Origin of the sequence: Veronia pacifica (assembly GCF_001707825.1) — a bacterium.
Classification (GTDB): Bacteria; Pseudomonadota; Gammaproteobacteria; order Enterobacterales; family Vibrionaceae; genus Veronia; species Veronia pacifica.
In genome coordinates this window covers 57,183-64,481 of record NZ_LYBM01000031.1, presented here as the reverse complement: position 1 = coordinate 64,481, position 7,299 = coordinate 57,183, and the positions used below count along the sequence as shown (strand labels likewise).

General features: G+C 47.6%; 6 protein-coding genes. All 6 read right to left on the bottom strand.

What is annotated here, in order from left to right; all coding sequences use genetic code 11:
- Positions 1-49 precede the first annotated feature (49 nt).
- The 6 genes from flgL to flgG all read right to left on the bottom strand — a co-directional run bounded on the left by flgL (position 50) and on the right by flgG (position 7,298).
- Positions 50-1,243, bottom strand: a complete 1,194-nt coding sequence (flgL, locus tag A8L45_RS15875; protein ID WP_068904037.1) for a flagellar hook-associated protein FlgL — start codon at positions 1,241-1,243, stop codon at positions 50-52.
- Positions 1,244-1,254: 11 nt separating this feature from the next.
- Complete coding sequence (gene flgK, locus A8L45_RS15870) at positions 1,255-3,129, bottom strand: flagellar hook-associated protein FlgK (protein WP_068904035.1); 1,875 nt, start codon at positions 3,127-3,129, stop codon at positions 1,255-1,257.
- A 455-nt stretch (positions 3,130-3,584) separates the two neighbouring features.
- Positions 3,585-4,565, bottom strand: coding sequence for a flagellar assembly peptidoglycan hydrolase FlgJ (gene flgJ / locus A8L45_RS15865; protein WP_068904033.1), 981 nt, complete (start codon positions 4,563-4,565; stop codon positions 3,585-3,587).
- Positions 4,566-4,568: 3 nt separating this feature from the next.
- Positions 4,569-5,663, bottom strand: a complete 1,095-nt coding sequence (locus tag A8L45_RS15860; RefSeq protein ID WP_068904044.1) for a flagellar basal body P-ring protein FlgI — start codon at positions 5,661-5,663, stop codon at positions 4,569-4,571.
- Positions 5,664-5,720: 57 nt separating this feature from the next.
- Positions 5,721-6,494 carry a flagellar basal body L-ring protein FlgH gene (locus A8L45_RS15855; protein WP_068904031.1) on the bottom strand — a complete coding sequence of 258 codons (774 nt, stop codon included), beginning with the start codon at positions 6,492-6,494 and terminating at the stop codon, positions 5,721-5,723.
- Between the two features lie 15 nt (positions 6,495-6,509).
- Entirely contained in the window at positions 6,510-7,298 is a 789-nt protein-coding gene (gene flgG, locus A8L45_RS15850) for a flagellar basal-body rod protein FlgG (RefSeq protein ID WP_068904027.1), read from the bottom strand.
- Between the last annotated feature and the right edge of the window lies 1 nt (position 7,299).

The window sequence follows — 7,299 nt, the reverse complement described above, 5'->3', positions numbered from 1 at the left end:
TGGCCTTTAGAAGTTGGGATAATCGAAACAAAAGGGATTTATTACACGGTCACATATAGTTAAATAAACTTAACGACTGTGTTTTTGAAAAAGCCTGTTGAGCTGCCTGCAGCGCCAGCATATTTTCATTTAACTGAATCACAGCTTTGGAATAATCAAGATCCTCAATGGTACCAAGTGACCGGTTGAGCTCTATCTTGAAATCCTGATGTGTTTCCTCTTGTCTATCCATAGTCTGAAGACGAATACCAACCTCTGAACGAGATTGGTTAAGATGCTTGAACACGCTGGCAAGTTGTTCAGTCACCTTATGTAATTCTGCCGTAGCGGATGCATCGTCTGGCGCTTTCTCTGACATATCCATCGCATGTTTAAAGGCTTCAAACACACTGAAATTTTCCTGGCGGGACAGATCAATGCTGTCTCCCGCTTTTACATTGCCTTCAATACTGAAAGACAAAGTACCGAAGCTGACACCAGCTTGTGAGTCATAGAGCCCCGAATCCACTGAGGTGCCATTTTGAAAAAGCTCGTACGTTGTTGCGCCATTGCTGTCGATATCAAATTCGACTTCATAGGCTGAGTTATCGGTATTGTTCGAATTGGTCGCAGAGGATAGCAACAAAGATGACCCTTCTTCCAGATCATACTCGGGGTCGTAATCACCGAAAGGGTTATCGATATTCATAAAAACTTTATCGCCCGGATCGCTGGTGATCACATCAAGGGCTGGCGCAATTTCTGATTTGCGGTGATAACTGTCTCCAGCGTAGGTTACTTCGCCATTGTTATTGCGAAAGAAAGGTTGCGAATCAGTCCTTGTGCCTGAGAAGAGATAATTACCCGATTCATCTTTTGAATTAACGAGATTCATGAAACTGTCGAAAATTCCTTTCAGCTCCTGCTTGTGAGCCTCGCGATCATCGTTGGACATCGCACCATTAATCATGGCAAGCGACGTTCGTTTTGCACTGTCTACCAGTTGTTCCGCATTATCCAGGGCTATTTCTTCACGAGCCTGACGGTTACGTGACAAGTTAATGGAGTCAAGATACTGATCAATCTGAGTATTTTGTTGCTTAAAATTTTGGATGTAAATAGAAGCAACAGGATCATCACCTGCGGTTAGCACACGCTTGCCAGAGGCCAGTTGCTCCTGATTATCCTGAATTTTCACCTGCTGTTTCATCATGTCGTTAGCAACTGACTGGTAATGGTGAAAGCTGGAAATTCGATTCAACATTATTCAGTCTCCTATCTTGTTGCACTGAGCAGTGATTGGAAAGCGTCGTTGGCCGCTGTCATGATCCGAGATGACGCCATGTAAGCTTGTTGGAACTTCATCATATTAGCCGCCTCCTCATCGAGGTTTACCCCGGAAACCTCCGCCACTTTGCTCATTGCAGCATCTTTCTCAATTTCAGCAACGCCACGTTGGTTTCCTGCCGACGCTTTAAGCATGCCGATATGTGTGTTGAGTCCCTCAAACACATCAATGATGCTGGATCGGCCATTGTCCATCAGCTTTTCAGACTGAAGATCCTGAAACTTCAACAGGTTGCCATTATCGCCGACAGAAGGTTCGAGGTTAACGTCAAATATATCATTTGGCATTGCCCCTGCTGTTAGCTCAAACTCAGTTCCATTCACTGTAATAGGTGAAGCGGGCGGATATGACGCGGCAGGCTGTAAAACAGTGCCGTTTTTATCCAGAACAGTAAACTGACTCGCATCACCAGATACCACTACCTGAAACTGCTTCTGAGCTCCGATGCTATTAATTGATAGATCTCCCTCACCACTGATTTGGGAGTGGGAGCTGAGAAAGCTCTGAGCAGCAATTTGTCCCGGATCATCCATCGTCATTTCAATTTGACCCGCTCCAGAGCGAAAGGGGCGCAGGATAACCGTATCGCCAGAGGCAAGAGGGGTGTCGATTTGGATCTTCAGCCCATCAATTTCAAAGCTAGGGGGCACACCAGTCGGCGTAACAGATTGACTCTGATCATCTGGGTTAGTGATGCTGTAGGCGGTGCCATCGAATTTAAGGTGATAATCTCCAGCCCTTGCCTGATCAATGTCGTCGATGAAGACTTTCACCTCTGCCGATGAAGATGGATTTTTAACCGTACGAAGACTGGCATTTTCAGCACTGTTCATATCTCTGAACATTGCCGTTCCGGGGTTACCGTAAAGATCAAAGCCCTGCTCTTGCAGCTCATTAACTTTGAGTGCAAATGCTGTGGCAACCCGGCCCAGCTCATCGCGTGTTTTCGGCAAAATCTCATCGCGAAACTCAAACAATGCACCGAGTTTGCCGCGGATATCAGCTTTATCTATCGTTTTGATTGAGTCGCCAGCCACTAACGCAAGTCGACGCTGATGCTGATCAGGGTCACCCGGTACCGTGGTTAACTCACTGGAATGCACACCGGATACTAAATTGTGTCCGCTGCCAATCATAATGTTGAAATTGCCGCTATTTCTTGGGCTCACCGTCACCTGAGTGTATTCAGACAACTCATTAATAAGCTTTTGATGACGGTCATAAAGGTCGTTGTTCTTTGGATCATTTGTCATCGACTGATGGATTTCAGCAAGCTCTGTACCGATATCGTTGATACGGGAAAGCGTGGTATCAATTTCATCGTTAGTATCGCGCTGGCGACTGAACAAGGTGTCGTTTACCTGATTAAGGCTGCTGGAAACCATTCTGGCTTTCTCAAGCACAACTGTTCTCGCGCCCATGTCACTGGGATTGTCAGACAGAGTGCGGACGGCACCATAAAATTCATTCATCTGCTCGGGCACTTTGTTTGCAGCACCGGACATAATGCCGTCAATCAGATTTAGTCGATCATCTCTGGCCTGAGCATTTCCGAGATTAGATGTGGCTAGGTGAAGCTGGTCAACCGCAAACTGGTCAAAGTTGCGTCTAACGGCCGTCGCATGAACACCTGTCCCCCATTGGTTTCCACCCCAGTAATAAGGAGCACTGGCAGACTGCTCAACCGTCTGGCGACTATAGCCTTCGGTGTTCACATTTGAAATGTTGTGACCTGTTGTATTCAGCTGCCGCTGTGCCGCCATGACACTTTGTGCGCCGAGATTGAGCAAATCAAAACCCATCCTGCCCCCGGGTAATTTAATGAAACTTTACTTGCACCATCCTTGATACAAAAACCGTGCCATGAAATGCGACCGGAAAATGTGAATAAATGACTGATATACAAGCAACTTGCAAATGTTCATGGTTTATCTGCTCACCGAGTGAGCTAAATCTTTATTCCGCACCTGTCCGACGCGTGTCGGTCTGATGCCAGCTGGCAGATACTTGCCGCCTTCAGAGTGCTCAAACATTTGCTGTTAGGAAGGGTATCGACTGAAAGGATAAGAACTGAACCCCAGAGTGATAATCTTCAGCGTTGGCCGAAATAAGCTATGCTGCGTCTATTTTTGCATCGAGGACATGAAACGGATGACGTAAAACAGAAGACCTAAAGCCAAGGGCATAAGATAACAGCAGCAACTGGGATCGGTCTCATTGAATATCCCCGCAGAACCTGTCCTGTCAAAAACAGCTGTTATTTGATGAGGCTTTTCACCTGATCAAAGACCCTCAGCACTTTGTCTGAATAACTTGGATCCGTCGCATATCCCGCTTTGTGAAGTCCTCGGATAAAGCTTTCAGGATCAGACGATTCTTTTAGTGCATCTTTATAGCGTGGCTGAGTCGTAAGGAAGTCAGTGTAATCGTTAAAGCTCTCTTCGTACGAGGGGTATTTGCGAAAAGCAGCTTGCTTGTTCACCGGAATATCGTTTTCAAACTCCAGTGTTCTGGTGGCTACTTTATCGCCATCCCATCCGCGATGTGCTTTGATGTTGAAAAGATTAAAGCTGCTTGCCATACCGTTAGAGATGACTTTTTTACCCCAGCCCGTCTCCAATGCAGCCTGAGCCAGTAGAATAGCGGGATCGGCACCCAAGGCCCGGCCTGCTTTCACTGCGAACGGCATTAAACCAGAAACAAATTCAGCTGGTGAAGAAAACCCGCGTTGACGATCGGTTGATGGCACCGCAGATGCCTCAGCGGTATCTGTTGCTGCTGTTTTCTCAGCAATAATGTCTTTGTCATTATCAGGCTTCTTATCATCAACAATCTGCTCATCGGGTGCTTTTACATCCGGCGCACGGCCCGGTATGCGCAATCGATCAGACGCACTGTTAGCACCGACTTTCATCGGTTCGGTATTAGCCAGACCACCGAGCTGCTGCACAATCATATCTGCCAGTCCCAGTGAACCTTGCTGACTCAGTGCACTCGACATCTGTTCGTCTGCCATTTGCTGATAGAATTTAGACGTTCTATTGTCAATCAGCCCGGCATCGAATGCCGAATTGGCATCTCGCATTGATTTAAACAGCATCTGCGTGAACAAACTCTCAAACTGGGATGCAGCTGCACGCAATGCATCGCCTGTATCGTTGCCACTCTTGGCCTTTTGTCTCAGTGAATCGAGACTGCTTAAATCATGGATAAAACTGGTATCGACTGGTGATTTCATACGCTATATCACTATCATCTGACCATCAATTGCGCCCGCCTGCTTGAGAGCCTGTAAAATGGCCATCAAATCTGAAGGCGCTGCGCCTACACTGTTTACAGCCCTGACCAACTCATCCAGTGTCACACCGGGTTTAAAGTGGAACATACGGGCTTCTTTCTCTGTGACGGTAATGTCAGTATCCGGTGTCACAACGGTCTCTCCGCCTGCCAATGGATTAGGCTGACTGACATTAAAGTCTTCATTAATGGTGACTGTCATTCCACCATGCGTGATCGCTGCCGGCCTCAACCTGACATTCTGGCCGATGACTATCGTCCCCGTCCGGCTATTCACTATGATTTTGGCGGCCGCATCTGCGGGTTTAAATTCAAGGTTTTCAATCATCGACAAAAAGGCAACGCGCTGACTGACATCCCGTGGAGCGCGAACACGCACTGACGTGGCATCCATTGCTGACGCAACATTCGGCCCCAGCAAGCCGTTGATAGTCTCAGACATTCGCTGCGCTGTCGTGAAATCTGCATCGAACAGATTGAATGTGAGGAAATCACCGCGACCAAATGGATTAGGTACTTCACGTTCAACCGTTGCACCATCCGTTATCCGACCGACTGTGGGGGTATTACCGACAATTTTGGAGCCATCGGCCCCTTCTGCACTGAAACCACCGACAATCAGGTTTCCTTGCGCTACCGCGTATGTTTTACCGTCCAGGCCTTTGAGGAAAGTCTGAACCAATGTGCCACCTCGGATACTTTTCGCAGAACCGATTGATGACACTGTGACGTCAATTTTTTGACCCTGCTTGGAGAAAGGCGGTAATTCAGCACTTACGGCAACTGCTGCCACGTTTTTAGTCTTCGGTTTGGTACCGGGAGGCAAGACGATGCCGAAATTTTTCAGCATCGCTGTAAAGCTCTGGTCAGTAAAAGGTGTCGTTTCTCCAGTGCCTGCCAGACCCACGACAAGTCCATAGCCAACAAGTTGGTTACTACGCACACCGGCAACCTCAGAAACATCTTTGATTCTGGCTGCCTGAACACTGAACACACTGAATGTCAGCAGTATCACGAGGCTATGGAGCAGTGTTTTCATCATCTTTTTACTATGGAGCATAGTTTTTACTACACCTTTTAGACAGACATTGGCTGATTAAAGAACCACATTAAAGAATCGTGCCAACCATCCTTGATCTTGCGTATCCTGACGATCACCAGTTCCTGAATATTGAATGCGGGCATTGGATATGCGGGTAGATGCGACCGTATTTTCAGAGCTGATGTCATCTGGTCGTATCGTGCCGCTAAGACGGATATACTCATCTCCCGTATTCAGGGTCAGCCATTTCTCACCACGGATCATCAGGTTACCATTTGACAGTACATCGATCACTTCAACAGAAATTGAACCTGAAATACTGTTGCTTTGGTTGGCATTGCTGGTACCAGAAGTCGTGTTGTTATGCTTGGTAGCATAGGAAATTTCTTTTTCGCCCAGCTTGAAGGTCTCACCCTGTACTTTAAGTGGATCCATGCTCAGGTCGCTGGTTTTTGTCGCATCTGCACTGGCTGTTTTTTTGGCCTGTGTTTTTTCTTCCAGCACAACAGTCACAATATCGCCGATCTGATGGGGACGTTTATCGTCGTATAAACTGTGGGTCTGACTAATATCGAACAAGGAGCCTGTCGCAGTGGCGTAATGCTCGGGCTTACGCCCCGGGTGCAATGGTGACCAGGCTGGATCGCCAGCAACCGGATCTTCCCTTTGTCTAACCATATCAATCAAACCACCACTTTTCGGGGTAGGATCGCCAGTCTCAACCGCTGGTTTGGTCGATGTTCCCTGAGATATTTCATCTTTAGGAGGCGGAGAAGAACACGCGACCAAAACGCTGGTAAGCAAAGGGATAAATATAAAACGTTTCATCCTACCCGGACTCCATTAAAGTTGCTGGTTAACGTAGCTGAGCATCTGGTCGACAGATGAAATCACCTTGGAGTTCATCTCGTAGACACGTTGTGCCTCAATCATATTGACCAGCTCTTCAGTCACATTAACGTTTGATGTTTCTAGCATTGACTGGCGGATATTACCCAGACCATCGAGACCCGGCACTCCTTCTTGAGGATCACCGCTTGACCCGGTTGGCAGGTAGAGGTTCTGACCAATGGGTTCGAGGCCACCCGGATTGATAAAATCAACCGTGGTTATCTGGCCTAAGACCTGATTTTCTTGCTGACCCCTAAGACGTACTGACACCTCACCGTCTGTTCCTACGGTGATCTGCACTGCATCTGGCGGGACAGCAATTTCAGGCTGAAGGCGATAGCCCGCACCTGAGGTGACGATGACACCTTCATCATTCATGGTGAACTGACCATTTCGCTGGTAGCCAATGTTGCCATCTGGTAACAGGACCTGGAAAAAGCCATCTCCCTCGATCATCATGTCGAGCGAGTTATTGGTCGTTTGGGCGTTACCGTTGCTGTGAACCCGCTGGGTCGCAACAACCTTTGAACCCGCACCTAACATTAAGCCACTCGGTAGCTCAGTATTCTGAGTAGACTGCCCGCCCGGCTGATTAATGTTCTGATAGAAAAGATCCTCGAACACTGCCCGCGACTTTTTAAAACCAATGGTTGAGGCGTTGGCAAGGTTGTTCGAAATTGTCGAAATATTCGTCTGTTGTGCGTCCAGACCCGTTTTACTCACCCATAACGCAGGATGCATA